The sequence below is a fragment of the Alteribacter keqinensis genome (genome assembly GCF_003710255.1).
GTDB classification, from domain to species: domain Bacteria; phylum Bacillota; class Bacilli; order Bacillales; family Salisediminibacteriaceae; genus Alteribacter; species Alteribacter keqinensis.
This window is the reverse complement of the sequence record NZ_RHIB01000001.1, coordinates 2,318,607-2,344,029: the sequence shown is the minus strand read 5'-3', so window position 1 is coordinate 2,344,029 and position 25,423 is coordinate 2,318,607. Positions and strand designations below refer to the sequence as shown.

The following is a 25,423-nucleotide window of genomic DNA, read 5'->3' as shown; positions in this document are numbered from 1 at the left end:
TTCAGGGTCATTACCTATATTTATGAAAATGGGGAAAGGGAGGTATGGGCGGCTAAAAATGATATAAGGGATGTGTTAAAGGTTATTGCTGCAGAAGTGGCGTGTGAAAAGGAATAATTGAAACTCACCATTAAAGTTAAGCAGAGCAAAAAAAGAAGCCTACTTAAAAAGGTGTAATCTTCCGTACCTTTTCAAGGAAACTTCTTTAGAGCCGGCTGCTAATGAGCAGCTTCCTGTGTATAGCCTTTGACCTGATGTATGATATCATTTTCCAAGTGGTCATTCATTTGCTCGAGGCGTTTCCCGATAAAGAAAACATCGATCAGGGGCCAGATAAATAAGGTAAGCCAGCCGAAGAGAAGAAGAGCTACTCCGTAACCTACATCTCCCAGGTAAAAGCGGTGACCACCCAGAACCCCGGTGAACCACCATAATAAGTACATAATCAGTTTACTTTTCTGCTTCTTTTCAAATTCACTCTGTACCATACTGAGCTGTACGGAAGATAAATTCTTTTTTTAACAGTAAATTGTCCAATCCCATCATCCCTTCTGAAGTTCTCCGGTTGATTTCACCCTACCCCTCATTTTATGACCCATAGGGAATATGTCTTCCCCCGCAACAAAACTGATGGGTTTTGTCTTCACGCTCCAAAGGAAAGAAGTTAGAATAGAAGTAATCTTAAGAAGGAGGCAGGCACACATGAGCATTGGATTTATAAACGGCAAGTACGTAGCACTGGATGAGAAAGCTGTCCCTATTGAGGAAAGGGGTCACCAGTTTGGTGATGGTGTATACGAAGTAATCCGTTATTACAACGGAGAAGGATTTATGCTTGAGGAGCACCTGGAACGGCTGGAAAAGAGTGCAGAGGCGATCCGGATCGATCTTGAAGGGGGGATTGATTCCATCCGCACCATTATTGAAGAAGGGGTAAAAAAAGCGGCAATTCCCGATTGCAGTGTATATCTGCAGATCACTCGGGGGGCAGCTGAACGGAACCACCTTTTCCCAAAGGATGTTCCCCCATCTGTTTCCATGACCATAAAACCGATGGCGCCTTTTAGTAAAGAAATGCTGAACAATGGTGTATCTGTCATTACACACCCGGATGAGAGATGGGCAAACTGTTATATTAAATCCCTGAACCTGCTTCCCAATATTCTTGCCAAACAAGCTGCAGCAGAAAAACACGCCTATGAAGCCATTCTGTACAAAGATGGCAAAGTAACAGAATGCTCGTCGTCTACTATCTTTATCGTATTAAACGACACCGTCATTACGACACCGCTGTCAAAGCAGATTCTGCCGGGAATTACCCGCATGGCTGTAAAAGAGATTTGTGAAAAAGCGGCAATCAGGTTTGAGGAACGGGAGTACACGACTGAAGAACTGTTCAGCGCTGACGAAGTATTCTTAACGAGTACCACGTCTGAAGTGCTTCCTGTAACACATATAGATGACAGGAAGGTTGCGGAGGGGACCCCGGGAAATCTGACTACGCTTTTAATGGAACTGTTCAAAGCAAAAACCGGACAATGAATTCCGCTGTTTTCGTATCATACATGAGACAGGCGGGTCCGCAGAAATGAAGCACCTTCTGTAGTGACAATTCTTTTGCAGAGGTGCTTTAAATAAAAACATCAGCAGCACTGACCATAGCCTTGGTCTGTGCTGGTGATGTTAGTGTAATATTTTTTATTAACATTATTAATCCAGTGAAATATCATCACGGAACAAATTGTAAGCGTCACGGACGATGTCGTAGTCACTTGGATCAGCTTCAATGATGCCGTCCCAGCGATAAACATCGTTCATAATCTGAATCATTTCTTCATTTTCGTTGAAGGAAAGAAAAGCTTCTTTAATTTCTGCTTTAAGGTCTTCATCGAGCTCTTCAATCAGAGTGATCGTGTCGTTTGGAATCGCTTCTGTGTATTCAATAACCTTCAGCGTGTCCATAATGTCCGGATAATCATCAGTAAGAACAGAACGGGCATCTTCAAATGTTGTCGCTACATCTGCTTCCCCTTCATACACACTTACTAAAGCCCCGTCATTGGAACCGGCCTGGAATTCCTCACCGAAAAAGCTCTGCACGTCTTCAACACCGTAGTTTTCAGCAAGGTGCGTAGCCGGGAACAAAAATCCTGCAGGAGAAGCGGGATCAGGATATACCCACGACTTTCCCTCTAAATCTTCAATATTGTCAATGCCGCTTTCTTCATGAACGACAAACTGGGCACGGTAGGAATCTTCCCCGTTTCGTTCAGATTTCAAAATAACTTCAAATCCATAGCGTTCTTCACCCTGCACGTAACCGAGCGCAGGAAGAAAGCCGATGTCCACATTTCCGCTTCCCATGGCTTCAACCAGTCCGGAATAGTTAACCATTACAGAGCCTTCCACAGGCCGCCCCAGGATCTCGGATAACTCGTCTGCCAGCGGTTCAACTGTAGAAGCAATGTTATCTGAGTCGGAAGAAGGTACAAACCCCATTACCAGTGCGTCCTCTTCATCCCCGTTTCCGCAGGCTGCGAGAGACAGTGCCATAACCCCGACGCTCATCATCAATATTTTCTTCATAATGCCAAAACCCCCAAGATGTTATTTATGTACAATTCTCATTCTAGTTTAACGGTACGGGGGGTTCAATTCTTTTTTGTTAAATTTTTGTAAATTGGCAGTCAGACTTCAGTCTGCTATACAACAGAAATAAAGATTAATAGCGATAACGTTGCTGTTATAGGGTTATACACACATTTTATAAAAAAATCAGAATAATTTGGATAAACCGGTTGTTTTTTCTGAACCTCCTGTTATATAATACATAACATAATAAAAACTGTATCATAACAGTAGAACAACAAAAAACGGAAGGGGATTTTAAAATGAACTGTCACAAATGTAACGGGCACGGTGATATCGGCTGTAAGAAGTGTCAGACAACAGCGAAACATAAAACAGGTGATCACCACCTGGAATGTGAAGACTGTTGTGGTACAGGCGCTGTAATCTGTCATTTCTGTCTTGGTAACGGAAGTATCGAGTAACGAAGGAGGGCTATTATGTCTAAGGGTGATATTCAGTTTTCAGCATTGCGAAATGAGACGTTTTCTGAAATTCTATCGGATGGAGCAGTTGAATTTATTTGTAAACTGCACCGGAAGTTTGAGGGTGATCGTCAATCTGTATTAAAACAGAGGGAGGACACGCAGCGTTCGATTGATAAAGGAGAGCTTCCGGTGTTTTTGGAAGAAACGAAGAGTGTGAGAGATTCGGGCTGGACAGTGGATGATGTTCCGGAACCCCTTCAGGACCGTCGGGTTGAGATCACGGGTCCGAGCGGGAATAAAAAGATGGTAATCAATGCTTTGAACTCAGGGGCTCACGTATTTATGGCAGACCTTGAAGATGCAAACTCGCCAACCTGGGAAAATCAGCTTCAGGGCCAGGTGAATTTGTACGAAGCGATTCGAAAAACGATTGATTTTACCGCACCTAACGGGAAGGAATATAAGCTTAACGATACGACTGCAACACTCATTGTCCGCCCACGGGGCTGGCATTTGAATGAAATGTCCGTTGAGGTTGACGGAACACCAATGAGCGGTTCATTATTCGATTTTGGTCTTTATTTTTATCATAATGCGAAAGAGCTGCTAAGCCGAGGGCTGGGACCGTATTTTTATCTTCCGAAGCTGGAGTCGTATAAAGAAGCCCGGCTGTGGAATAACGTCTTTAATTTTGCCCAGGATGAACTTGGAGTTCCACGGGGAACGATAAAGGCTACGGTTCTGATTGAGACCCTTCACGGCGCTTTTCAGGCAGATGAAATTCTATATGAACTGCGTGAACACAGTGCAGGACTCAACTGCGGCCGGTGGGACTATATTTTCAGCTATATTAAAATACTGAGAAACCATGAAAAGTACATTCTGCCTGATCGTTCAGAGGTAACGATGACCGTTAATTTTATGCGGGCCTATACACTGTATGTTGTGAAGACGTGTCATAAGCGGAATGCCCATGCCATCGGTGGTATGGCAGCCCAGATTCCGATTAAAAACGATGAAGAAGCCAACAATCGGGCACTTGAAAAGGTGCGTGCAGATAAGGAACGGGAAGTAAAAGACGGGCATGATGGCACGTGGGTAGCCCACCCGGCGCTCGTTTCCGTTGCAAAGGAAGTGTTTGATAAGTATATGCCAGAGGCAAATCAACGCTCAAAACAGCGTGATGATGTTCATGTAACGGCAGAAGATCTTCTCAGTGTACCAAAGGGACAGATCACGGAAGAGGGACTTCGTGCCAACATAAGTGTCGGTCTTCAGTACATCGAAGCGTGGCTTAGAGGGTTTGGGGCTGTACCGATTCATAACCTGATGGAGGATGTAGCGACTGCTGAAATTTCAAGGGCACAGGTCTGGCAGTGGATCCAGCATCCTGAAGGAAAGCTTGAAGAGGGAACTGACATTACCGAACAGCTTGTGAGCGGCTTTATTGACGAAGAGCTTGAAAAAATCAAGATAAATTCGGGTGACGAAGTCTTTTCACGGGGAAGGTTTCCCCTGGCCAGGAATATTTTTGAGCAGCTTGTCACGCAGAAAACATTTACTGAGTTTTTAACACTTGTAGCTTATCCATATCTTGATAAACAATCGGAGGGGATCTTAAAATGAACAAAAAAGCAGAGCAAATAAACCAGGAGTGGCAGACGAACGCAAGATGGCAGGGAGTAGAACGTCCTTATACTGCTGAAGAGGTAGATAAACTGAAAGGATCTATTACAATTGAGCATACCCTTGCAAGACGGGGGGCAGAGAGACTGTGGAAAATGCTGAATGAAGAAGAATTTACCCGTGCCCTTGGTGCCCTTACAGGTAACCAGGCAGTTCAGCAGGTTAAGGCAGGACTTAAAGCCATCTACCTGAGCGGGTGGCAGGTAGCAGCTGATGCTAACTTGTCCGGACAGATGTATCCGGACCAGAGTCTGTACCCGGCAAACAGTGTACCAAGTGTTGTAAAACGAATCAACCAGGCTCTTCAGCGTGCAGATCAGATTGAATACAGTGAAGGAAAAACCGACACAGACTGGTTTGTTCCGATTGTAGCTGATGCGGAAGCGGGCTTTGGCGGGCAGCTGAATGTATTTGAGCTTATGAAAGGAATGATTGAAGCAGGGGCAGCGGCTGTTCACTTCGAAGATCAGCTTTCTTCCGAGAAGAAATGCGGTCATTTGGGAGGAAAAGTGCTTCTTCCAACACAGCAGGCGGTTCGTAACTTAATTTCAGCTCGACTGGCTGCTGATGTAATGGATGTTCCTACTGTGATCATTGCCAGGACCGATGCGAATGCCGCAAACTTAATCACGAGTGATGTGGATCCTGCAGATCATGAATTCATTACAGGGGAAAGAACGGCAGAAGGTTTTTACCGGACCCGCGCCGGAATCGACCAGGCGATTGCAAGAGGACTTTCCTACGCTCCTTATGCAGATCTGATCTGGTGTGAAACATCTGAACCGAATCTTGAGGAAGCTCAGAAATTTGCAGATGCGATTCATGAAAAATTCCCGGGCAAGATGCTTGCCTATAACTGTTCACCGTCCTTTAACTGGAAGAAAAAACTGGACGATATTACGATCGCACAGTTTCAGGAAGAGCTTGGGCGTATGGGTTACCGGTTCCAGTTTGTTACCCTTGCAGGCTTCCATGCATTGAATCACAGTATGTTTGAACTTGCACGCGAATACAGCCAGCGTGGCATGGCTGCCTACTCTGAACTCCAGCAGGCTGAATTTGAAAGTGAGCAGTATGGCTATACAGCTACAAAGCACCAGCGAGAAGTAGGAACAGGCTACTTTGATGAAGTAGCCAATGTGATTTCCGGAGGAACATCTTCTACAACAGCATTGAAAGGCTCCACTGAAGAAGAGCAGTTTGCGAAATAGGTTGACAAAGGACTCCTTGAAGGTAACTTCAGGAGTCTATTCTTTTGGACAGATTAAACAAATTGTTTGAGTGACCCTCTGCCTGCTCCGGATTTCTGGTGGCAAACACGATAAAAACGAGCTGGGACAGAAATATTTTAGTCAACGAAAATTTGAACGAATAACATGCAGTGCAAACAAACCGCTCCTGAAATATACTCCGCTATGTTCGCGCATTGTTGAGATTCTCTGCTAAACACTTTCTTTATGTCCCAGCCGCTTTTTTTGAGTTTGGTAGGTTGGTGCTGTTTACGTAGGAGAAAAAATCTTCGAACCCTCTCTGGCAACAATTTATACAAAAACAGCCATACAAAAACGAGCTGTCTACTTGGAAAGCTCATCTTCTTTATGCCTCTTTATCCGTTTTATAACCGTTGAAACCGTCTGTTTAAATGCTTTATGTTCAGTAGAAGAAACCTCTTCCTCTCCGTAACGTACTCTTTCATAGGTTGAGTAGATTCTTTCTTTTTCTTCTTCTTCGATAGGCAGTTCCAATAACCATTCTTCTGCGGTTTGAGGGAAGGATCGGGCGAGCCCTTTTTTGGCCATCGCTGTTTCCAGTTTTAAAAATGAACGGCGGACATCATGTTTTGGTGTTACCCGCTTTTTCAGCCAGTTCCAGTTACTGTGCTCAACTTCAAGGCGGATAGCTTCTTCTTCAAATGACTCATCTTTACTCCGTACCGGTCGCGATGTTTTCTTTCGGATCAAGTAGATAAAGGCAAGAAGAAAAAGAATGCCTGCCACTATCCAGTAAAAAGTAATGGACCCGATAAATGTACTGTCCACATCAACGTTACCCAATTCTTCAAACAGTAATGGGGCTTCTTCGTCACCTTCATCTTCTCCCTCTTCCATGACAATATCCTCACCTTCAATCCCTGTAAAGAGAAAAAGGAGCGGGCTCATGAGCCATCCGACGGCGTAAATAAAGGTCCGTGTGATAAACAAAATCGCAGCTGTAATGATCGGTGTAAATAAAGCCACGAGGAGACCCATCCCGCCGACACCGAGTAACATCTTGACGGTCCAGCGCATCTGTCGTCTTTTTTGTTCACCGTTCGTTGCTGCTTTGAGGGTGTTGTTGAAAGCAATGACCAGTAGCGAACCGAAAAACTGGATTGATAGGAAAATAAGAATAAGCCAGTGATACGGCGCACTTTGAAACAGGAGATAATAAAACACACCTGTAAAAAGAGAGAGGAATAATACCTTTATCTCAGTTCCTTCCTGATCCCCCGTCAAGTGCGCCCGCACCCGCCAAAACAGGGTGAAGCTCAGGAAAATGGCCATGGAGATATGAAAGCCTCCCAGCAGTGCTGCGGTGATAACGATTGGAATAGAAAGAAGAGAATATTTCAGCTTCTTTGTATTTCTGATAAAAAAGGAAATCACAATTATCCCTGCTATTACGACAGCGAGGAATGGGATCGGCGGTGTGTACCCTGCAGTGTCCATATATACAGGGAACAGCAATAGATAAACGAACCACATCTCAAGAGAGAGGCGAAGCCAGTGTGGGAGGTCAGGTTGCCACTTCTTCATGTTTTTGCCTCCCTCTTTTTAACCCTGGCGGTGTAATAATGGAAATACTGGTTCCTTTTTGTGAAGCATGTGAATAATAGTCTTCTTCTGTTTTTCCATACGTTCCGAAATGAAAGACAGCACAGGTACCATTATGCTCGAAGATCTTCTTCATCATCAGCTGTTCGTTTATTGTGATCTGGCCATGGCGCAGTCTAGCAAGTACTTCAAGGCAGGTCATCAGATGCTTTTTTCCTTCGTCTGCTTCCACATGAAGTCCGGTTGAAGAACCGGGAATCTTTACATTAATAAACATCTCATAGGTGATTCCTTGTTTTGTCGCGTATTGCAGTGCACAGGCAACCTGGCTTAACACGTCTTCAAGATTTTGAAGAGTTGGTATTAAGGGATTTTCAGCCCGCAGGTTTAAAACCAATGTCCATTTTGACAGAGTAACCTTTTCATAAATATTTGTTTGCAGCTCTCCGGATCTTGCGGTTGTCTTCCAGTTGATACGGTTGAAGGGGTCACCTGTTCTGTACTCCCGGGAGCCTCTGGTCATCGTCATCTCTTCGTAGAGAGAATGAGGCTTGGTGTGGCTGCCCCTTGATTGCTGGAGGTGCGTGTCCAGGTTTTCAACAGGAGCCGGTTTCGGATAGACAATGACTTCACCCCGGTACGTACCTTGATAAACCATCCGGACGGAGCTGAGTTTAAAAACATCGTAAAGAACGACTTCAATGGACCGCACCTGAGAAATCCCGCGCTTCACACCTTTTACGTAGGTTTTATACTCACGCTTTGTTTGTGAAGGGACATTAAAGGCGCGTTTATAGGATGACGGCTGCTGATCATCCAAAACAGAAACAGCTTCTTCGTGGTCAAAAAGGTGGAAGCCCCATTTTCCGTTAAAAATCGGAATTTTGCCCCGGTTTTCGAATGGGACGTGAAGAACGCCTTCATCTTCAGGAAAAAGCCTCACCTCATTTGCTACGTGGGGGATAAAGAGATGAGCGGCCACATAATTGATGTACCATTTATTTGCGTAAACAAATAACGTAAAAAACAGCGCAAGACCGAGCAGGAGAATTTCCCTGAATATGACGGCCAATAAAAGAAGGAATGGGACCATTGTTAACAGAATCGTGTAGGATGCCGCATAATGGAAATCCCTTGTCCACGGCTGCTTCATTTTACATAACCTTGCTCTACGGGGGCTTCAATGCCTTGGAGGAGCCGGTCCATAATGTCTTCTTTCGTCCTTGTCATCGTGCTCTCAAGAGTGAGGACGAGGCGGTGACCGAGAACACAGGGAGCCAGGAATTTCACATCTTCGGGAGTGACGTAAGAGCGTCCGTGAAGCAAAGCCCTGGCCTGGACACTTCTCATGAACGCGAGGGTTCCCCTGGGGCTGACACCAACTTCAATATCTTCTGATTCCCGTGTTGCCGAAACGATATCCAAAAGGTAATCTTCTACCGCTTCACTAATCATGATTTTACCCCGTTCTTCCTGAAGCACTGTAATGTCTTCATTTGAAATAAGTGGTGTAAGATTGTCCAGAGGTTTACTTGTTTTATAGAGTTTGAGCATCGTTTTCTCTTCTTGCTTTGTGGGGTATCCAACAGGAATCTGCATGAGAAAACGGTCCATCTGCGCTTCGGGAAGGGCAAATGTCCCTTGTTGGGATTCGATTGGATTTTGGGTGGCGATGACAATGAATGGTTGTGGTAAAGGCATTGTCTGACCATCAATTGTAACCTGAAATTCTTCCATCACTTCAAGGAGGCTGGACTGAGTCCTGGGAGTGGCTCTGTTAATTTCATCAGCCAGCAGAATATTTGTCATGACAGGACCCGGCCTGAGCTCGAAGGATTGTTCCTTTGGATTGAAAAATTGAATCCCGGTAACATCACTCGGCAGAACATCCGGGGTAAACTGAATTCTGTTAAACGCGGCGTCCATGAGGGTGGCAAGGGTTTTGGCGAGCATTGTTTTTCCTGTACCGGGTACGTCTTCAAGAAGGACGTGACCGCTGCTAACGAGACTGATGGCCAGGAGTTCAACAACATTGTCTTTACCCACAAGAACATTTCCCACACTTTCTTTTAATTGTTTAAGTAAGTCAGGGTGATTTTTCACTATATGCAGACCCCTTTTTCTTTACATTGTATCAAAAATTCAAAATTTTTGAAAATGCAGAAAAGGAGCCGGGGGAGAAACTGGCGGGGGATTATTGTTTGTCGAGTTCCTTAAAGGCAGCAATGAAATCGGCCGGATCGTCTTTAACCATATAGGAATAGACTCCCTGGCTTGTATGGAGATACATGAGTCCTTCTTCCCCCTGGATGGAGCGGTAAGAGACGTCAAACACGTTTTCAAATTTGAATTCACGGTGGGCGGTGGTGACTTTTTCTTTATCCATCGTAATCGTTCTTTCATGCTCTACGGTCTTCTGTTCGATACTGTTGACGACCTTTTGCACTTTGTAATACGTATGGGTAACCGGCTGTTTCATCAAGGCGCACCTTCTTTCGTTCGGATTCCTGCCTCCATTGTAAAGGGTCGGATTCTTTAATTCAACTGTACAGCTCTGTGGCATTGTATAATGAAAACAGAAAGAGAAGGGGGCATGGGGGATGCTGTACTTTTTAATTAATCCGAATGCTGGAAATGGAAAAGGAAAGCGGGTCTGGCATGGGATTAAACATGCGGTTGACAAGAGAGATGAAGCTTATATTGATTTATGGACCCGGTTTCAGGGCCATAGTGAAGAATTGCTGCGGGAGATTGAATTTCAGAAAGGGGACCGGGTTATCGTTATTGGCGGTGACGGCACGGTGCACGAAGTTTTAAATGCGTTGGCTGAAAAAACGGTCCCTGTGGGTATCATCCCCGCCGGCTCGGGAAATGACTTCGCAAGAGGGTTGAAGATTCCTTCAGAGACCGGGGAGGCATTACACAAAAGTCTTGAAGGTAATGTGGTGTCCATTGATGCAGGGTTCCTGGGTGACCGTTTGTTTATTACAGCTGCCGGTGCAGGATTTGACGGAGAAGTAGCAAAGATCACGAACCGGTCTTGGTATAAAAAGTGGTTTAACAAAATCAATGCTGGACACCTGTCTTACCTGGTGAGTGTAATACGGGTGCTGATCGGCTATAAACCAACATCGGTTACACTGAAGGTGGATGGACAATCATTTACATATAACCGGGTCTGGCTGATCGCTACTGCAAACATGCCCTTTTACGGCGGAGGGATCATGATTTGCCCTGATGCCACAGAAACAGACGGAAAGTTAGATGTGTGTGTCATACACGGTGTGAATAAACTGAAGGCGATTACAGTTCTTCCAAAAGCATTGAAGGGAAGTCATGTGGGAAGTAAAGGGGTTACAGTTCATAAAGGCGAAAAAATAGGCGTTACGAGCAACCGGCCGATGACGATTCAGTGTGACGGGGAAATGACGGGATCCACTCCTGCACAGATACGTCTCCAAAGAAAAGCCGTTATGGTAATAAAATAGCTGTCTGCAAAAAATTTCAAATGATACTTTTCTTATATAATAAACCACGTTACAATTAATGGAGAAAGAAAATTCCAAATGTTCAGGGGGCTCTTATGATTAATGAAGCTACGTTAATCGTTGCGCTCGTCTTTCTTTTTTTATTAATTTTTGCAAGTGTTGGTTACTTGTTCTTTATTATTATCGAAAGAATAAGAATGACGAAGCTGAAAACGACATTGTATATCACCGGTTTAATGATCGTTTCATTCCTGTTTTCCGTTGCCATCTACCATTTTATTGTGAGTCCCCTTGTGGATCCGTCAAATGTGTATATTGAAAACCTGCGGAATTACAGTTTTTACTATGTAATCGGGTGGAATGCCTACTTTGCTGTACTCACAGTCATTTTACTTCTCCTTGCCGTTGGGCATCACATTTATGCGGTGAAAAAAGACAAAGAATACTTTGAGCAGAAGAGATTGAGGGAGCAGTCATAGTTATTTGAAAAATTTGATAACTGGATTTGCAGCGGCATCGTTCATTGCTTAAAAGGGCGGCTCATAAGGTGGCACTTTCACCGTATGGGCCGCCTTTTTTGATAAGAATTTATTAAATTTCTCCTTAACTTGTCTGCTGTTTATAATATCTTTTTCTTATGGAATCAAATATAAAGGCTGTTTTCGTAAAGATTGTTGCTATTGCTGAAAAAGATATTGAAGCAGAAGGGCCTGAGACTCCTGTGGCAGTGGGGGCCAGGCAAGACCCCGCAGAGCTTTAAGAAGGCACTGAAAAAGTTTGATCTTTAACTTTTGTAAGTGCCTGCAATGAGCGGAACGGTTGCATGTTTTAAAAAGCCTGTTATGATTGGGTTTCTCGTAACAGACGAGCAACCGAATGGAGCCATTGCCACTTAAATAAAAGGCAGTGAAAAAGTTGTTTTTTACTTTTTTAGTGGCCTCCTTTTAGCTTGAGGAGGCTTGCCGGCACCGCCACGGAAAGCGAAGGGCACGCAGGCTTCATGTTCATTTTCTGTAAGATGAAGTAAGTCTGATTAGATCCGAAAACAGCGAATATAAACATTCTCATTGGGCGTAATTTGTCCGGAAGAAAAAAAGATTGAGGGAGAATTAATCCTTATTCAGGATGAAAAAATTCCAGAAGCGCTTGTGGAGCGAAGGAACACTAAAAAAAGCGCTGCTCCACGATTTAAAGAGCAGCGCTTTTACTATTCCTCAGCTACCTTAATCAGCTGTTTTCCTGTATTTTCACCGCTGAACAATCCGAGAAAGGCGTCAGGAATTTTATCAAACCCTTCGTTAATGGTCTCCTTGTATGTGAGTTTACCTTCTTGAAGCCACATGCCAAGCTGTTTGGCCCCTTCATCAAAGCGGTCAGCATAATCCGACACAATGAACCCTTGAAGACGTACCCGTGCCTTAATCATGTAAGTCTGGATACGGGGGCCCACATCATCTCCTCCTTTATTATATGAAGAAATTGCTCCGCATTGAGGAATCCGGGCAAAATCGTTTAACAGAGGATAGACTGCATCGGAGATCTCCCCGCCTACATTGTCAAAGTAAACATCGACCCCATTTGGACACGCTTCTCTTAAAGCAGTATGAATATCAGATGTCGTTTTATAGTTTATGGCTTCATCAAATCCTGCGTCTTCTTTCAGCAGGCTCACTTTTTCATCCGAACCGGCTATGCCGATCACTTTGGCACCGTGGACCTTTGCAATTTGCCCGGCGATCATGCCTACTGCACCGGCAGCACCTGAAATGACCACCGTTTCTCCGTCTTCAGGCTGGCCAATGTCGGTCATCCCGAAATAGGCGGTCAGGCCCGGCATTCCCAGAACGCCCAGGTAGGCTGAGAGCGGTGCAAGGTTTTTATCAACCTTTCTGATGATGGATTCCCTGGCTGTGGAGTATTCCTTCCATCCTAAATGACCGATAACATAATCACCTTTACTGAACTTGTCACTCTCAGACTCTACGACTTTTCCGACAACTCCGCCATCAATCACACGTCCAACCTGAAAGGGTTCTACGTATGATTTTGTATCTTCCATCCTGCCCCTCATGTAAGGGTCTACCGAGATATAAATACTTTGAATGAGAACCTCACCTTTTTGCGGTGAAGGAACGTCTGTTTTTTCAAATGAAAAATGTTCTTGTCCGGGAAGTCCTTCTGGTCGTTTTGCCAATGTAATCTGATGCTGTGTGTTCATCGTAATCCTCCTTTAATGAATGGGATGATTTCATTATATAAAGGGGTCAGGGTCAGAAGCGAATAATCAGCCTGTCCGTTTTGCGGGTCCGTAAACGGGAAAAGATAAGAGAATAGGAGGGGGAAGGATGAAGAGATTACTTATTGCAGGGGCGGTTGTTCTTTGTCTGGCAGCATGCGGGGCAGATGAAACGACCGAGGAAAATGAGATGAACGGAACGGAAGAAGAAACGTCAGAACATGGTGGGTCTGGTGAAACGGAAGAGGCGGATGCAAAGGAGGAGAGGGTGATTTCTCCGGACCGGATACAGATGGACACGGTGGCTGAAAACCTGGAAGCACCTTGGAACATAAGCTACGCTGAAGACGTTTTTTATATTACGGAACGGGATGGTCAAATTGCTGTAATTGATGAAAGTGGAAAAGTTGAGCGCCAGAAGGTGGAAACGTCAGCTCCTGTTTTATCACAGGGTGAAGGAGGTCTCCTGGGAATGGCCCTGGCTGAAGACTTAGACGCTTCAAGACAGGCCTACTTATACTACACGTACCAGAGTGAAGGTGAGCTCTACAACCGTGTTGTACTCGTAACCGAGGAGGAAGGTGTGTGGACAGAAGAAGAAGTCATCGTTGACCGGATTCCAGGAGACGGTATCCACAATGGGGGTCGTATCAAACTGGGAGAGGACGGCTTCTTATACGTGACTACGGGAGATGCCAACATTGTGGACTTGAGCCAGGACGAGGAAAGCCTGGCTGGGAAAATCCTGAGGGTGGGAACGGATGGGGAAATACCTGACGATAATCCATGGGATGATTCTCTTGTTTATTCCTACGGACACAGAAATCCGCAAGGTCTTGCATGGATTGACGGTACTCTGTACAGCTCGGAACATGGACCGACAGCCCACGACGAGATCAATATTATCGAACCGGGACTTAATTACGGATGGCCGGTAATTAAAGGGGATGAAGAAGAAGAGGGGATGGAAACACCGCTCGTTCATTCCGGTGATGATACCTGGGCACCGTCAGGAATTGAAAATTGGGAAGGGACTTTAGTCGTTGCGGGACTTAGAGGTGAAAGCCTGTTCCAGCTGAATGAAGAGACCATGGAGCTGACAGTATTGTTTGAAGGGGAGGGGCGGATCCGTGACGTTTTCGCAGTAGGTGACAGTCTGTATCTGATTACTAACAATACAGACGGGAGAGGCAATCCGGGACCGGGTGATGACCGCCTTCTTCGACTTAAACTGGGTGAGTGACATGCTATCTTTAAAAAACAGCATAATAAAAAGGATCCCGGCTTCTGGTCGTGGATCCTTTATATTCAATAGATTTTTTGGTGAGGTGCTTGAATTTTTGAAGGGTAGCTGTAATGTTCTGCTGCTGTTTTTCTCATTTCCCGCCAGCCGGAAAAAGATGTGTGCTCTCTGACAAACTGTGACCATATACGGCAGGTTTCAATCTCCCGCTGCGCTTTACCGGAAGCAAGGCAGATATTACTGGCCTCAACCATTTCATCAAAGTCACGATAGTCAGTATACTTTCTCATAAAACTCTCAGGAAACAGTTGCTCCAACATGGTATTCTTACGATTTGAACGCTCGTGTACCTCTCTTTTAACAAACACAGCGATCCCTCACTTTCCGGGTAATCCAGTTACTTCAATTATAGATTTGACTAAAGGGAAATAGTACATAATTTTATCACTATTGGTACTGTTTCCCTATTACCTTTTGTCTAAACGGGTTATTTGCTTGTTATATAAAATGTGGTGACACTTTCTTAGTTAAATGAAAATATACTTTTGGGCTATGAAAACATTACTTCATTAAAGCAGAGCCTGCCCGGAAGGGGTAATCATCCTTCCTGAGCAGGCTCCTTTTGGTGCAACGATTCGGCATATTCGAGGAGATGGAAAGCATTCTCTCTCAGGCCTGCATCTCCGTAGGATTTTTCGAAGGAGACTTTGGCGCTTTTGGAGTTTGCTTCTATGAACCAGATGTCCCTATTCGTATCGATACCAAAGTCAATCCCGATTTCTCCAAAAGGACCATACGCATCCTCCAGTGAGGAGTAAATGGTGGTGAGAAACTCTTCAACCTTCAGTACTGTGTTTTTGATGTTCTGCTCGGAATAATGAAGGTGCTCTTTCAGGAACAACTCATATGGCATGGCGGTGGAATGAACGGTGATCGGAGAATTTTTTAACCCTGCCCTTGCACATACACCGCTGATAATGATTCCGTTTTTGCCTCTTTGAACTTCAGCCCGGAAGTCAATGCTCTGATCACCAATTTTGATGAGTGGGATGCCTCTCTGTGCAATGTAGGTTTTATTATGAAAAAAGCGGTGCAGGACCGGTTTTAAGTCATAGATGCTTTTGACCGTCTGTGTCCGGAGGCGGCTTTTATAGTAACTGTATTTTATCGAGTTTTCAGCTGTTTTCTCCAGCTTGATAACACCTTTTCCCAGACTGCTGATGACTTTTTTCAGATAAATAACGTCATGTACCTTAAGAAAACGGTGGATATCTTCTATTTTCCGGACTTCAATTGCAGGTGGTAAGTAAGGAGAGGTTTTTACGTCTTCAGACAGTTTTTGGTGACATATGAGTTTGTTGAAGTTAGCCCGGGCATTAATAAAAGGAACGTTGTTGTCAGAGAAAAAAGTTCGAACGCGGTCGACGAGCTCATTTTTGACATAAATTCTCTCATACACTACTTCTGGTGACGGAGCGGAGCATTCATACCACTTATTGTTCTCTCTATCCCAGTACAGGGCTTTATGAATATCTCCGCTTGTCACATCGACATCCTCGGGTGAAAAAAAGTACAATGTCAGGTTCGGGCTTTCAGATGCTTCAGCTGCCAATGCAGCAAGAAAGCTGTAACGTTTATCCAATTTCATTTTTTGTTTTAGTATCTTTTTCTGTGAGGTGGATATCAAGGCACCGAGCCTTACTGTCTCTGTGGTTTGATTCATCGTCTTGTTCCTCCTTCTCATGATTACTATATGTGATAAACGCCCAGGCGGTCACAGCTCTTCTGTTTTAAGTCAAGGAAACAGGGTAATTTAAATAAAGTAGTAGCGTATGCGGAGGGGATACAATGATTGAGATGATACTTGAAGTGTTAAGGAACATTGGTATTGCAGGATTAATGGTTGGTATTGTAATCGAGGCTGTTTCAATCCCATTCCCCGCAGCGCTGTTTGTTCTTGTATATGGTTATATTTTAGATCCTACGCTCACCGAAATGGTTCTTCTTTCTTTAGGGAGTTCTGCAGTTTACGTTGCGTTCAGCTATATTCCGTACTTTTTAAGTATTAAATATGAACCTTTCATCAGGAAGAAGGTTTCCAAAAACAAAGTAAAAACGGCTGAGAAGTGGATACAGGATTACGGCGAGTGGATGATTGCAGTGGGACGTGTGCTTGGCATGGGGTATATTGCCTATATCGCAGGTTTTAGTAAAATCCGTCCAGTTTCGTTTGGCGTATTTACATTCCTGGGGTTCTTTCCCCTGGCCTTTTTAATGTTTTATCTAGGCTCACTGGGGAACCTCGAAAAAATGGCAGATTGGTTTCAGAATGCCCAATGGATGATTTACAGTATTCTTGCTGCTGCCGCGGTCATTTACCTGGTCTATCGCTGGTATAGAAGAAAAGGGGCTTTGGTAAAAGAACGGGGCAGGGAGTAGTCAGGAAGATATCACAAGAGAAAAGGTGAAGGTTATGCCGTATTTCAGAATTATTATTACAGGATTCGCAAAGCTTCTCAGTAAAGTATTCAGCATGGCTACACTCACTTTTTTCGGCCGTATTCCATCGAAGGATAATTCAAAAGTCAGTCTTATGGGGCTATTGTCGTTGTATTGGCTGTATGTATTCTTATCCGTTCTTTTTCCTGATCTGGCTGAGATGTTTATTCCGTTTGTCCCGGACGATGATACGATCGTGAGAATCACATCCATTGCCATCTTTATCATCCTCCCACTTGTAGTCGGCTTTATCTCTACAAGGATGGAAAATCGAAGTGAAGACAAGATGCTGGTAAAACAGGTCCTGATGGGCTATCCTTATGCTTTTACTTTAGGGCTGCTTTCAACACTTCTTGTAATTGTCATTCCGATCATAAAAATCCCGAACTTTTTGAAATTTCATGAGCAGGCCCAGTTTGCCATAATGATTAGAAAAGGGAAGTACGAAGATGTCCTGGAAGATATTCAGTCAATTTTGGACAAGCATAATATTAAGTCAGAGGTCCACTCGCCAAACAAGTTTATCTGGACGTGTTTCATTACGCTGTCTTATGTGCTCGAGCGTATCTATAACCGGGAATTATCAAAGAAAATGAAGTACATTACAGTTGAGGTTGAAGGAAAAGAAGTTGAAATTACCCTTCACGCCACGGATATATCCATGATCGGTCCCAGGAAACAGGTGTATTATATAAAACATACGCTGTCGGAGGAACTGGAGCCTGCGAATCTTTACTTTTCATGGGATGACACGATCCAGGATATGGAGGATGACATTCGGGAGCTGAAGAGGAAGTTCGATGATGGAGAAGAAGTAACTTCGGAAAGCATCACAGAGATTTCTGACCGCCTTCGCAATACACCGCTGACAAATGAAGACTGGAATGCAGTAAGACGGCAGATCTATAAACTTGAGCGGGAGTATTATAAGCAGCTTTATCATAATGAAAAAAAAGATAAATCAGATGAAAAACAGCTTTAAGAGCAGTGAAGGAGAAAGGGCAGAAGGATTGCGGGCATTGCCGTGGGAAGAGAATGGTATGTAGAAGTCTGATGTAATTGCCGAGTTAAAATTTAACTCTAACAAATACATAAAAAAGAACCCGGATCATTTCCGGGTTCTTTCATGATTTCTCTTACTCGTCAGCTTCTTCTTCGTCTTCTTCAGCGTCTAGATCGTCTTCGCCTTCAACGTCGTCTTCTTCAGCGTCTAGGTCATCTTCACCTTCAGCGTCGTCTTCAAGATCAGTTTCTTCAGCATCGTCTACTTCAGTTTCTTCAACACCATCAGTGTCTTCTACTTCAGTGTCAGTGTCTTCAGCGTCTCCACATGCTGCCAGTACGCTAAGAGCCAATACGCTTGCGAGTGTAAGTTTTAAGTATTTTTTCATTTGAAATTCCCCCTGATATGTTTTGTTTACTTGCTAAGCAAATACTACACCGGCTTTTTAAGATAAACAATAGAGATTTACCATTTTCTACTTTTTCACACAGTCACCTGTATATTTTTGAGAATGTGGGGTAATTTCACATAATTTAGATCGCATACCACCATCTTCATACAAGAATATCCTCATTGATATGCAGGTCTATCTTATATATTATAAAGAAGAATAAAAACAGGATTTCTTTTCCTTGAAAAAGGAAATACATATAATATGATTATATTATACTGGTTAATTAGACTGATCAGGTTACATATAAAGGGAATGATTGAGGTGGTTGAGATATGAAGTATTCAGATGACATGAAGAACCGGTTGAAGAGAGTGGAAGGTCAGATGCGGGGGATTCTCCGTATGATGGAGCAGGAGAAAGACTGCAAGGATATCATTACCCAGATGACTGCAGTAAGGACAGCGGTAGACCGTGCAACAGCTTATATCGTTGCCAAAAACCTTGAACAATGCCTGCGGGAAAACACTGAGACGGATGCAGAACGTGAAGAAGTCATAGAAGAAGCAATCAAGATGCTTGTAAAAAGCAGGTAGTACTTATTTCATGAGTCAAAAAAACAAACCCGCCTTTTAGGAGGCGGGTTTGTTTTTTCTGAGACGGCTGATTGCGACCAGAAAGACAGGGAGCGGTATAAAGATCCATGCCAGACTTTTAAAAAAGCTGTTTAAAGCGTAGTTTTTTTGCATTTCATGGTGATCATTTCTTTCCATTTCGTATTTACTGCGGAGTTCTTCTTCAGACATTTTTTCAGAGAATCCTTCTTTGACGTTGTGTTCGTGCATGGAAATGTAGTTCGCGTAAGATTCATAATAAGGAGAAGGTACAAAATAATCGCTTAAACTCATGATTGCAGCTACGCTTCCGCCAATCATCATTATTAACGTGACCAGCATTACTGCGTACAAATAAATACTACGAACCATCATTGGTCGCCCCTCTCAAGGATATGAACTTCTGTACTTTGATTATATGCTGAACCGGGCGGGTTGAAAATCACTAATAAAAAATAAAGTTTACACGACATAAAGGAGGCCACTGAAAAAGTACAAAACAACTTTTTCAGTACCTTTTATTTGAATGGCAATGGCTCCACCCGGTTGCGCGCCTGTTACGAGAAGCCACTCGTATCAGGCTTTTGAAAGATGCAACCGTTACGCTCATTGCTTAGAAGTCACTGAAAAAGTTAAAGACCGAACTTTTTCAGTGACTTCATAAAGCCCCGGGAGTCTTTAGTGACTTTCCGGGGCTTGGTCTTTATTGTTTAAGAATTTATACATCTCTAAAATGTGGATAACTTTATGATGAAACTTTTCCACGTCCAGCTCCAGCGCCTGCGAGCTAGAGGTCATTTCATTCCATCATCTGAAGCCTGCATAGCAGCTTCAATCTGATGGTCTGCCTGAAATGCTTGTACTAAAGCATAAGGGCAACTAAGGAGTTCGCCATCATGGCGAAAAGCCAAGTTTTCTTTATCGCTCGTGACCAAGGCGCTTACGCTTTTGTTCTTAATGACTGACAAGTTTATCTTCAGATACGAACTTTTCGTCTTTTGAAGATTGGTCTGCTTTGATTTGTCTTTGTGCCTGATCAAACGTAAAGCCTTCACCTGATACTTCCTTTACATCATTGATGGAGAAGAAAGCATAAGGGTCGATTTCTTCGATGATGGCTTTCAGCTGGATAAGTTCATTACGGTTTACTACACAGTACATAATTTCACGATTATCCTGAGTGAAACTGCCTTTTCCTGTGAGAACAGTGGATCCTCTGGACATCCGTTTAATCACTTCTGCAGAGATCTCTTCTGTTTTTGATGAGATAATCATAGTTGATTTAGCTGCGCTTGCGCCTTCAATAATAAAGTCGATTACACGGCTGGCTACAAACACGGTAACAAGAGTGTACATCGCCTGTGTCATATTTAAGTGAATCATCGAGATTGTGATAACGAATGCGTCAAATGTAAACATAAAACGTCCGAGGCTCATGCCTATATATTTGTTTGCCAGCCTTGCAAGGATATCCGCACCGCCTGTTGTGCCGCCTGCCCGGAAGATAAAACCAAGGCCTGCACCGACACACACACCGGCAAACAATGAAACTAAGATCATATCATTTTGCAACGGAATCTCCGTGACCGGATAAAGCTCGAACAAACGGAGAGAGCCTGAAAGGGCAAGCGTTCCGATGATGCTGTATATGAGCATTACACGGCCCAGCAGCTTATAGCCAATCAAAAATAACGGTACATTGAGCAGCAGGTTGGTCAGGGACGGTTCAATCGTGAACAAATAATAGATTAGAAGTGTGATCCCGGTAAACCCTCCATGGGCAAGTCCGTTCTGCAAATTAAAATGAATAATCCCGAAACCAAAAAGCAATGTACCAAGCAAAATAATAACGATGTTTTTTATACGAATTCCTTCAAAAAGACGAGCCATAGAGAGAAAACCTCCTTTATTAATTGTGAATCCTGTTTTTTCCCTTGTTTTAAGACGTTTTGAAGTATAACACAGCCCCATACCCAACCCAACACCCTAAAACCCCTATCGTCAAAGTGTTTATTTTCCAAAAACAGAAGGCGCTTTCAAATAAATTCAGGGAAATTCAGGGGGTCTGTCCCCGCACGATTTTGTGTGAAATTATGGTAAGGGGAAGAATGTTTTTGGATGTTTTTGATTGTTTCAATTATTAAATTACAAAAATATGATTGTTTTTGAGTGAATATGATTGATTTTGAAAGTGCTTTCAGTTACACTGAGGTTAGAAAAAATAAAGGAAGTGGTGTGACTTGCTTACGTTTGAAAGGCATGAAGAAATTCTTGCGAGACTGCAGGAAGTCAAAGTTGTAAAACTCGCTGAACTTGTTGAAGCTACCGGCGCTTCGGAGTCGACAATAAGAAGAGATTTAACAGACCTCGAACAGCAAAAGAAGATCAAGCGTGTTCACGGGGGAGCCTCTCTTGTCACCAGAAGAAAAGATGAGCCATCACTTTTGGAGAAGAGCACAAAGTACTCGGAGGAAAAACGACGGATAGCAAAAGAAGCTGCAAGCCTTGTATCAGACGGAGATACGATCTACATTGATGCAGGTTCAACAACACAGGCAATGATTCCCCACTTACGGGGTAAGGATATCGTTGCAATCACAAACGGTCTCAACATTATTACAGACCTGGTGGATGCCAATATAAAAACGTATGTACTCGGAGGATATGTAAAAAGCGGAACTCGGGCCTTCGTCGGAAGCGGAGCCTTTCAATCCATTCAGTCCTATCAATTTGATCTTGCTTTTCTCGGTATTAACGGAGTGGATAAACATACGGGGTATTCAACTCCGGATCCTGAAGAAGCATTGATCAAACAACAGGCAATCGCCCGGGCAGCCAGCACATACATTCTGGCGGATCATACGAAAATGGGTGATGTGACGTTCGCCAAGGTGGCTGACCTGAAGGAAGCTTCACTCATTACTTCAGATAAGGCTGATGAGATGATTGTAGAGCAACTGAAAGAACAGACAGCGATTACGGTGGTGAAAGAAACATGATTTATACGATTACTTTAAACCCATCAGCTGATTATTTAATGCAGCTGCCTGAACTAAAGCCGGGTGAAACGAACAGAGCAGTTTCGAGTGATCTGGTTTCCGGTGGTAAGGGGATTAACGTAGCGGAAGTGCTCACAAACTTTAAAGAACCGGTAACTGCTATGGGTTTTCTCGCCGGGTTTACCGGGTCATTTGTAAAAAATGAAGTTGGCCGGAAAGGAATACACTCGGATTTTATCTTTACAGAGGGTCTGACCAGGATCAACGTTAAAATAAAAGCCGGTGAAGAAACGGAAATCAACGGTCAGGGGCCGGTTATTTCAGAAGGTGAAATTGCACTGCTGAAACAGAAGCTTTCCAACCTGACTGAGGAGGACCTGCTTGTCTTATCAGGAAGTGTACCGGCCGGTGTACCCGCTGAATTTTACAAAGAAGTAGTTGAACAGGTTTTAAAGAGCGGTGCTAAAACGGTTCTGGATACGAGTGGAGAGCCGTTAAAGAAAGGGATCGAAGCAAATCCCTTTTTAATTAAGCCAAACAAAGCCGAATTAAGCGCCCTTTATGATCAGCCGGTTAATGACTTGGATGCGGCGATCACTCTCGGCAAAAAAGCTGTAGAAGACGGTGCGGAAAATGTCCTCCTCTCTCTGGGGGCAGAAGGTGCCTTATTAATCAATAAGGATGAGTGTTTCACAGCCAAGGCGCCAAAAGGAAAACTCATTAATTCTGTAGGGGCAGGGGACTCCATGGTAGCGGGCTTTCTTTATGCATACGCCAATAAAGTCGATCTTAAAGGTTGTTTTCAATATAGTGTAGCGGCTGGCAGTGCAACAGCTTTTTCACAGGGGTTCTGTACAAAAGAACAGGCAGATGAACTGGCGGTATCGATCGCTGTTCAATCCATTTAAGGGAAGGTGAGAAAAATGAGAATTACGGATTTGCTCAAAAAGGATACGGTTATCCTCGACCTGACTGCAATTAATAAAGATGGAGCGATTGATGAACTCTCCCAAAAGTTAAACGAGGCTGGCAGATTGGCAGATTTGGAGTCTTTCAAACAAGCGATTCACGATCGTGAGAATCAGAGTTCTACAGGAATTGGTGAAGGGGTGGCCATTCCCCATGCTAAAACGAAAGCAGTAAAAGAACCGGCTATCGCTTTTGGACGATCGGCATCCGGAGTTGAATACGATGCACTGGACGGACAAAAGAGTCATCTGTTTTTTATGATCGCAGCGTCTGAAGGAGCCAACAATGAACATCTTCAGACACTGTCGCGGCTATCGACCTTGCTTATGGATGAGAACTTTCGTCAAACATTAATGGAAGCGGATACAGTGGACCGCATCCTCCGGGCGGTTGATGAAAAAGAAACCGAAAAGCTTGGAGCTGAAGCGGCAGACCAGGAGACACAGGAGCCGTCAGAAAAGCCCTTTGTTGTAGCTGTAACCGGGTGCCCGACAGGGATTGCCCACACCTATATGGCGGCAGACGGATTAAAAGCCAAGGCGAAAGAACTGGGGATTGATATTAAGGTAGAGACAAACGGATCTGACGGTGTCCGCAACCGCCTTACAGACAGTGATATTGAGAGGGCGGCAGGGGTTATCATTGCTGCCGATACAAAAATTGAAAAAGAACGATTTGCCGGGAAACCTCTTGTGGATGCACCGGTTAAAGATGGCATCCGCAAACCGGAGGATCTTTTGAACAAAGCGGTGAGCGGAAATACTCCGATCTTTCAAGGAGACGGCAGTGGGAAAAAGGCAGAGTCTGGCACTCAGGATAAACGGCCGGGCTTTTACCGACATTTGATGAATGGTGTATCCAACATGCTTCCGTTTGTTGTCGCTGGTGGTATTTTAATTGCGCTTTCATTTATCTTTAATGAGCCGGGTGCTGAAGAAACGCATCCGTTCGGTGATATCTTGAGCATGATTGGGTCAGAGTACGGCTTCTTCCTGATGGTTCCTGTTCTTGCAGCCTTTATCGCAAGAAGCATTGCAGACCGTCCGGGGTTTGCCGCAGGTATGGTGGGCGGTTTGATGGCCGTGAACTTTGAAGCAGGCTTCTTGGGTGGTATTATTGCCGGATTCCTGGCGGGTTATCTTGTCCTGCTGTTCAGACGTGTCTTTGCATTCATTCCTCCTTCGCTGGATGGAATCCGTACCATCTTGATCCTTCCTTTGTTCGGGGTTTTCTTTACAGGGTTAATCATGTATTTCCTCGTTACGCCTCTTAACGCTCTTTCCGTTGGGATTGAGAACTGGCTGGGTGGTCTTGGAACAGGAAATATTGTTCTTATGGGAATTTTACTCGGTGCCATGATGGCAGTAGACATGGGTGGTCCTATTAACAAAGCGGCGTTCACATTCGGTATTGCCATGATTGAAGGGGGCAATTACGCACCTCACGCGGCTATTATGGCAGCAGGGATGGTTCCGCCCCTTGGAATTGCAGTAGCCACAACTTTCTTTAAGTCAAAATTCACAAAGCAGGAACAGGATGCAGGGAAATCAAACTATGTCCTCGGTGCGTCCTTCATTACAGAAGGGGCGATTCCATTCGCAGCCGCAGACCCGGGAAGAGTCATTCCGTCCATCATTACGGGTTCTGCAGTGGCCGGGGGTCTCGCCATGTTATTCGGCACAGCCACCCAGGCCCCGCACGGAGGAATCTTCGTCATTCTCCTGGTTGAAAACTGGCCGCTGTATTTACTCGCAATTCTTGCAGGAACAGCAGTCACAGCCCTTATGCTCGGCTTCTGGAAAAAACGTGTTGCAGTCTGACCTCCCGGGGTCTGACCCCGCACAATTTTGTGTGAAATGATGAAATGTTTTGACAAGTGGAAAAATAGGTGCTACAATTTCAAACAATCACATACGATAATTTCATAACTAAAAAGACTTTTATCCGGAGAGGCAGAGGGACTGGCCCGATGAAGCCCGGCAACCAGCATGGCAGTGATCTGCCTGCAAGGTGCTAATTCCTGCAAAGCGGTAAGCTTTGAGAGATGAGAGATGGTTTAGAACAACATATTTACGGTTGTTTTCAAAACGTATTATTCTCCCTCGATCATGCTTATGACCGGGGGAATTTTGTTTTTCAGAAAAGATTTATCTCAGCTGTTGACCTGACAGGTTAAAAGGTGTTAGTATTCAAAATAATTAATTAACTATCCGGATCAGGATAGTTGGTGTTTAAGAAACCTACAATTACATGATTCTCTTATCCAGAGAGGTGGAGGGACTGGCCCGATGAAACCCGGCAACCGTTGTGACGTTATCCGTCAGAAAAAGGTGCCAATTCCAGCAAGGCAGATGCCTTGTAAAGATGAGAGAGACAATGTGCTTTTGTCTCTCTGTCTTTGACAGGGAGACTTTTTATTTTCTCTC

General features: G+C 44.1%; 25 protein-coding genes and 2 riboswitches. Of the genes, 13 read left to right on the top strand and 12 right to left on the bottom strand.

The features are described 5' to 3' along the window. Window positions 1-218: 218 nt before the first annotated feature. A complete protein-coding gene (locus EBO34_RS11315) occupies window positions 219-488 on the bottom strand; it encodes a TM2 domain-containing protein (protein ID WP_122898310.1) in 270 nt (89 codons plus the stop codon). Window positions 489-702: 214 nt separating this feature from the next. Between EBO34_RS11315 and dat the strand changes: the two genes are divergently transcribed. Further along, window positions 703-1,542, top strand: a complete 840-nt coding sequence (gene dat, locus EBO34_RS11310) for a D-amino-acid transaminase (RefSeq protein WP_122898308.1) — start codon at window positions 703-705, stop codon at window positions 1,540-1,542. A 168-nt stretch (window positions 1,543-1,710) separates the two neighbouring features. On the opposite strand, the gene EBO34_RS11305 is transcribed toward dat, so the two are convergent. Next, window positions 1,711-2,586 carry a phosphate/phosphite/phosphonate ABC transporter substrate-binding protein gene (locus tag EBO34_RS11305; RefSeq protein WP_122898306.1) on the bottom strand — a complete coding sequence of 292 codons (876 nt, stop codon included), beginning with the start codon at window positions 2,584-2,586 and terminating at the stop codon, window positions 1,711-1,713. A gap of 305 nt (window positions 2,587-2,891) precedes the next feature. On the opposite strand from EBO34_RS11305, the gene EBO34_RS20705 reads away from it, so the two are divergent. Genes EBO34_RS20705 through aceA form a run of 3 tightly spaced genes read left to right on the top strand, consistent with a single transcriptional unit; the run spans window position 2,892 to window position 5,953 of the window. Next, window positions 2,892-3,053, top strand: coding sequence for a hypothetical protein (locus EBO34_RS20705; protein ID WP_183163822.1), 162 nt, complete (start codon window positions 2,892-2,894; stop codon window positions 3,051-3,053). 15 nt (window positions 3,054-3,068) lie between these two features. Then, window positions 3,069-4,682 (top strand): malate synthase A, encoded by a 1,614-nt coding sequence (aceB, locus tag EBO34_RS11300; protein WP_122898304.1) that lies wholly within the window; start codon window positions 3,069-3,071, stop codon window positions 4,680-4,682. Then, window positions 4,679-5,953, top strand: coding sequence for an isocitrate lyase (aceA, locus tag EBO34_RS11295; protein ID WP_122898302.1), 1,275 nt, complete (start codon window positions 4,679-4,681; stop codon window positions 5,951-5,953). The genes aceB and aceA overlap by 4 nt, the downstream gene beginning before the upstream one ends. A gap of 363 nt (window positions 5,954-6,316) precedes the next feature. Here aceA and EBO34_RS11285 read toward each other — a convergent pair whose 3' ends face one another. From EBO34_RS11285 to EBO34_RS11270, 4 genes are all read right to left on the bottom strand, one after another. After that, on the bottom strand, window positions 6,317-7,537 hold the full coding sequence (locus EBO34_RS11285) for a DUF4129 domain-containing protein (RefSeq protein WP_122898298.1): 1,221 nt from the start codon (window positions 7,535-7,537) through the stop codon (window positions 6,317-6,319). Then, window positions 7,518-8,708, bottom strand: a complete 1,191-nt coding sequence (locus EBO34_RS11280; RefSeq protein WP_122898296.1) for a DUF58 domain-containing protein — start codon at window positions 8,706-8,708, stop codon at window positions 7,518-7,520. The genes EBO34_RS11285 and EBO34_RS11280 overlap by 20 nt, the downstream gene beginning before the upstream one ends. Beyond that, window positions 8,705-9,658 carry an AAA family ATPase gene (locus EBO34_RS11275; RefSeq protein ID WP_122898294.1) on the bottom strand — a complete coding sequence of 318 codons (954 nt, stop codon included), beginning with the start codon at window positions 9,656-9,658 and terminating at the stop codon, window positions 8,705-8,707. Before EBO34_RS11275 ends, EBO34_RS11280 begins: the two co-directional genes overlap by 4 nt. A 91-nt stretch (window positions 9,659-9,749) precedes the next feature. Further along, a complete protein-coding gene (locus EBO34_RS11270; RefSeq protein WP_122898293.1) occupies window positions 9,750-10,034 on the bottom strand; it encodes a hypothetical protein in 285 nt (94 codons plus the stop codon). 121 nt (window positions 10,035-10,155) lie between these two features. Between EBO34_RS11270 and EBO34_RS11265 the strand changes: the two genes are divergently transcribed. Further along, window positions 10,156-11,043, top strand: a complete 888-nt coding sequence (locus EBO34_RS11265) for a diacylglycerol/lipid kinase family protein (RefSeq protein ID WP_122898291.1) — start codon at window positions 10,156-10,158, stop codon at window positions 11,041-11,043. 95 nt (window positions 11,044-11,138) lie between these two features. Further along, complete coding sequence (locus tag EBO34_RS11260) at window positions 11,139-11,522, top strand: hypothetical protein (protein ID WP_122898289.1); 384 nt, start codon at window positions 11,139-11,141, stop codon at window positions 11,520-11,522. A 728-nt stretch (window positions 11,523-12,250) separates the two neighbouring features. Here the strand turns inward: EBO34_RS11260 and EBO34_RS11255 are convergent. Next, window positions 12,251-13,261, bottom strand: coding sequence for an NADP-dependent oxidoreductase (locus tag EBO34_RS11255; RefSeq protein WP_122898287.1), 1,011 nt, complete (start codon window positions 13,259-13,261; stop codon window positions 12,251-12,253). 127 nt (window positions 13,262-13,388) lie between these two features. Between EBO34_RS11255 and EBO34_RS11250 the strand changes: the two genes are divergently transcribed. Continuing rightward, entirely contained in the window at window positions 13,389-14,522 is a 1,134-nt protein-coding gene (locus EBO34_RS11250; RefSeq protein WP_122898285.1) for a PQQ-dependent sugar dehydrogenase, read from the top strand. A 65-nt stretch (window positions 14,523-14,587) separates the two neighbouring features. On the opposite strand, the gene EBO34_RS11245 is transcribed toward EBO34_RS11250, so the two are convergent. Continuing rightward, window positions 14,588-14,890: a hypothetical protein gene (locus EBO34_RS11245; RefSeq protein WP_122898283.1), complete on the bottom strand. Its 303-nt coding sequence runs from the start codon at window positions 14,888-14,890 to the stop codon at window positions 14,588-14,590. Window positions 14,891-15,120: 230 nt separating this feature from the next. Then, window positions 15,121-16,245, bottom strand: a complete 1,125-nt coding sequence (locus tag EBO34_RS11240) for a YheC/YheD family protein (RefSeq protein WP_183163821.1) — start codon at window positions 16,243-16,245, stop codon at window positions 15,121-15,123. A 125-nt stretch (window positions 16,246-16,370) separates the two neighbouring features. Between EBO34_RS11240 and EBO34_RS11235 the strand changes: the two genes are divergently transcribed. Both EBO34_RS11235 and EBO34_RS11230 read left to right on the top strand, forming a co-directional pair. Continuing rightward, window positions 16,371-16,961, top strand: coding sequence for a DedA family protein (locus EBO34_RS11235; RefSeq protein ID WP_122898279.1), 591 nt, complete (start codon window positions 16,371-16,373; stop codon window positions 16,959-16,961). A 34-nt stretch (window positions 16,962-16,995) separates the two neighbouring features. Further along, window positions 16,996-18,003 carry a hypothetical protein gene (locus EBO34_RS11230; protein ID WP_122898277.1) on the top strand — a complete coding sequence of 336 codons (1,008 nt, stop codon included), beginning with the start codon at window positions 16,996-16,998 and terminating at the stop codon, window positions 18,001-18,003. Between the two features lie 154 nt (window positions 18,004-18,157). Here EBO34_RS11230 and EBO34_RS11225 read toward each other — a convergent pair whose 3' ends face one another. Beyond that, window positions 18,158-18,412 carry a DNA primase gene (locus EBO34_RS11225; protein WP_122898275.1) on the bottom strand — a complete coding sequence of 85 codons (255 nt, stop codon included), beginning with the start codon at window positions 18,410-18,412 and terminating at the stop codon, window positions 18,158-18,160. Between the two features lie 338 nt (window positions 18,413-18,750). Here EBO34_RS11225 and EBO34_RS11220 point away from each other — a divergent pair, with 338 nt between their 5' ends. Further along, window positions 18,751-19,011 carry a metal-sensitive transcriptional regulator gene (locus EBO34_RS11220; protein ID WP_122898273.1) on the top strand — a complete coding sequence of 87 codons (261 nt, stop codon included), beginning with the start codon at window positions 18,751-18,753 and terminating at the stop codon, window positions 19,009-19,011. A gap of 36 nt (window positions 19,012-19,047) precedes the next feature. Here the strand turns inward: EBO34_RS11220 and EBO34_RS11215 are convergent, their stop codons facing one another. Both EBO34_RS11215 and EBO34_RS11210 read right to left on the bottom strand, forming a co-directional pair. Beyond that, window positions 19,048-19,404 (bottom strand): hypothetical protein, encoded by a 357-nt coding sequence (locus tag EBO34_RS11215; protein ID WP_122898271.1) that lies wholly within the window; start codon window positions 19,402-19,404, stop codon window positions 19,048-19,050. A gap of 579 nt (window positions 19,405-19,983) precedes the next feature. After that, a complete protein-coding gene (locus EBO34_RS11210; RefSeq protein ID WP_122898269.1) occupies window positions 19,984-20,919 on the bottom strand; it encodes a YitT family protein in 936 nt (311 codons plus the stop codon). Between the two features lie 350 nt (window positions 20,920-21,269). On the opposite strand from EBO34_RS11210, the gene EBO34_RS11205 reads away from it, so the two are divergent. The 3 genes from EBO34_RS11205 to EBO34_RS11195 are packed head-to-tail and all read left to right on the top strand — an operon-like array spanning window position 21,270 to window position 24,817. Next, window positions 21,270-22,028 (top strand): DeoR/GlpR family DNA-binding transcription regulator, encoded by a 759-nt coding sequence (locus EBO34_RS11205; RefSeq protein ID WP_122898267.1) that lies wholly within the window; start codon window positions 21,270-21,272, stop codon window positions 22,026-22,028. Then, on the top strand, window positions 22,025-22,936 hold the full coding sequence (gene pfkB, locus EBO34_RS11200) for a 1-phosphofructokinase (protein WP_122898265.1): 912 nt from the start codon (window positions 22,025-22,027) through the stop codon (window positions 22,934-22,936). Before EBO34_RS11205 ends, pfkB begins: the two co-directional genes overlap by 4 nt. Window positions 22,937-22,951: 15 nt before the next feature. Continuing rightward, complete coding sequence (locus EBO34_RS11195; RefSeq protein WP_122898263.1) at window positions 22,952-24,817, top strand: PTS fructose transporter subunit IIABC; 1,866 nt, start codon at window positions 22,952-22,954, stop codon at window positions 24,815-24,817. Between the two features lie 117 nt (window positions 24,818-24,934). After that, window positions 24,935-25,048: riboswitch (SAM riboswitch) on the top strand. Window positions 25,049-25,253: 205 nt separating this feature from the next. Next, window positions 25,254-25,368: riboswitch (SAM riboswitch) on the top strand. Window positions 25,369-25,423: the final 55 nt, after the last annotated feature.